1 rRNA gene is annotated in these 3118 nt (G+C 49.1%); it reads left to right on the top strand.

The window, feature by feature from the left end:
• Positions 1 to 174 precede the first annotated feature (174 nt).
• Positions 175 to 3091 (top strand): 23S ribosomal RNA (locus tag JOC36_RS08640).
• Positions 3092 to 3118 lie beyond the last annotated feature (27 nt).

Here is a 3118-nt window from a genome sequence, read left to right as displayed (position 1 = left end):
TCTTTGAAAACTGAATCAATATTTTAAATTTTAAATTCATTTCAATTAATTATTAATAATTAAATTGAGCCGAAAAATACACCGCGTAATTTTTTGAGTTTTTTAAATTAGTTTAAATCGCTTGTGGCCTTTGAGCCACAATACTCAAACTTGAATCATCAACGTCAGTTGATAGGTTAAGTTATTAAGGGCGCATGGTGGATGCCTTGGCACTAGGAGCCGATGAAGGACGGGACTAACACCGATATGCTTCGGGGAGCTGTAAGTAAGCTTTGATCCGGAGATTTCCGAATGGGGAAACCCAACTTGTTATGCAAGTTATCATTTAGTGAATACATAGCTAAATTGAAGGTAGACGTTGTGAACTGAAACATCTCATTAGCAACAGGAAGAGAAAGAAAAATCGATTCCGACAGTAGCGGCGAGCGAAATCGGAAGAGCCCAAACCAGTGTGCTTGCACATTGGGGTTGTAGGACTACCGTTGTGGAGTTACAAAATTGTTTATTAGCAGAATCAGCTGGGAAGCTGAGCGAGACAGGGTGATAGCCCCGTATGCGAAAGTAAGCAATCTCCCGTGTAGGATCCTGAGTACGGCTGAACACGTGAAATTCAGTCGGAATCCGCGAGGACCATCTCGCAAGGCTAAATACTCCCTAGTGACCGATAGTGAACCAGTACCGTGAGGGAAAGGTGAAAAGCACCCCGGAAGGGGAGTGAAAAAGTTCCTGAAACCATGTGCCTACAAGAAGTTAGAGCCCGTTAATGGGTGATAGCGTGCCTTTTGTAGAATGAACCGGCGAGTTACGATACCATGCAAGGTTAAGGTGGAAAGACCGGAGCCGTAGCGAAAGCGAGTCTGAAATGGGCGCTTAAGTATGTTGTTGTAGACCCGAAACCAGGTGACCTACCCATGTCCAGGGTGAAGATGCGGTAAAGCGCATTGGAGGCCCGAACCCGTACGTGTTGAAAAACGTTGGGATGAGGTGTGGGTAGCGGTGAAATTCCAATCGAACTTGGAGATAGCTGGTTCTCTCCGAAATAGCTTTAGGGCTAGCCTCGGAATGAAGCGTGTTGGAGGTAGAGCACTGTTTTGGTGCGGGGCCCATCTCGGGTTACCAAATTAAGATAAACTCCGAATGCCAATCACGTATGTCCGGGAGTCAGACAGTGAGTGATAAGATCCATTGTCGAAAGGGGAACAGCCCAGATCGTCAGTTAAGGTCCCTAAGTGTGTGTTAAGTGGAAAAGGATGTGGAGTTGCATAGACAACTAGGATGTTGGCTCAGAAGCAGCCACCATTTAAAGAGTGCGTAATAGCTCACTAGTCGAGTGATTCTGCGCCGAAAATGTACCGGGGCTAAACACACCACCGAAACTACGGGTGTCACGTAAGTGACGCGATAGGAGAGCGTTCTATGGGCGACGAAGTTAGACTGTGAGGACTAATGGAGCGCATAGAAGTGAGAATGCCGGTATGAGTAGCGAAAGACAGGTGAGAATCCTGTCCACCGTATGACTAAGGTTTCCTGGGGAAGGCTCGTCCTCCCAGGGTTAGTCGGGACCTAAGGCGAGGCCGAGAGGCGTAGTCGATGGCTAACAGGTTGAGATTCCTGTACCAGGTGAACATGTTTGAACAATGGAGGGACGCAGAAGGCTAACAGAACCCAGCGGCTGGAAATGCTGGGCTAAATGATAAGTCTTGGTTTGAGTTAAATGCTTGAACCTATACGGACAAGTCATGATGGGGATCGAAATTAAGTAGAGAAGTCTGTGATGTCACGCTGCCAAGAAAAGCTTCTAGTTAGTGTTTACCTGCCCGTACCGCAAACCGACACAGGTAGTCGAGGAGAGTATCCTAAGGTGAGCGAGTGAACTCTCGTTAAGGAACTCGGCAAAATGACCCCGTAACTTCGGGAGAAGGGGTGCTCAGCGCAAGCTGAGCCGCAGTGAATAGGCCCAGGCGACTGTTTATCAAAAACACAGGTTTCTGCAAAATCGTAAGATGACGTATAGGGGCTGACGCCTGCCCGGTGCTGGAAGGTTAAAAGGAGTGCTTAGCGTAAGCGAAGGTACGAATTGAAGCCCCAGTAAACGGCGGCCGTAACTATAACGGTCCTAAGGTAGCGAAATTCCTTGTCGGGTAAGTTCCGACCCGCACGAAAGGCGTAACGATCTGGGCACTGTCTCAACGAGAGACTCGGTGAAATTTAAAGACCCGTGAAGATGCGGGTTACCCGCGACAGGACGGAAAGACCCCATGGAGCTTTACTGTAGCTTGATATTGAGTGTTTGTGCAGCTTGTACAGCATAGGTAGGAGCCGTAGAAATCGGGACGCTAGTTTCGATGGAGGCACAGGTGGGATACTACCCTCGTTGTATGACCACTCTAACTCGCACCACTAAGCGTGGTGGAAGACAGTGTCTGGCAGGCAGTTTGACTGGGGCGGTCGCCTCCTAAAAGGTAACGGAGGCGCCCAAAGGTTCTCTCAGAATGGTTGGAAATCATTCGCAGAGTGTAAAGGCACAAGAGAGCTTGACTGTGAGACTTACAAGTCGAGCAGGTACGAAAGTAGGGCTTAGTGATCCGGTGGTTCCGCATGGAAGGGCCATCGCTCAACGGATAAAAGCTACCCTGGGGATAACAGGCTTATCTCCCCCAAGAGTCCACATCGACGGGGAGGTTTGGCACCTCGATGTCGGCTCATCGCATCCTGGGGCTGTAGTCGGTCCCAAGGGTTGGGCTGTTCGCCCATTAAAGCGGTACGCGAGCTGGGTTCAGAACGTCGTGAGACAGTTCGGTCCCTATCCGTCGCGGGCGTAGGAAATTTGAGAGGAGTTGCCCTTAGTACGAGAGGACCGGGGTGAACGTACCTCTGGTGTATCAGTTGTTCCGCCAGGAGCATCGCTGAGTAGCTATGTACGGATGAGATAAACGCTGAAAGCATCTAAGTGTGAAACTCGCCTCGAGATGAGATTTCCCATTCAGAAATGAAGTAAGACCCCTTGTAGATGACAAGGTAGATAGGCTAGAAGTGGAAGTACGGCGACGTATGGAGCGGACTAGTACTAATGGTTCGAGGACTTAACCAAGTTGAACAACGTGGTGTAAGGCTCAAT

Origin of the sequence: Weissella uvarum (assembly GCF_016908785.1) — a bacterium.
In the GTDB taxonomy this organism is placed as follows: Bacteria; Bacillota; Bacilli; order Lactobacillales; family Lactobacillaceae; genus Weissella; species Weissella uvarum.
The sequence above is the reverse complement of the archived record's forward strand: the minus strand, read 5'-3'. Positions and strand labels throughout refer to the sequence as shown.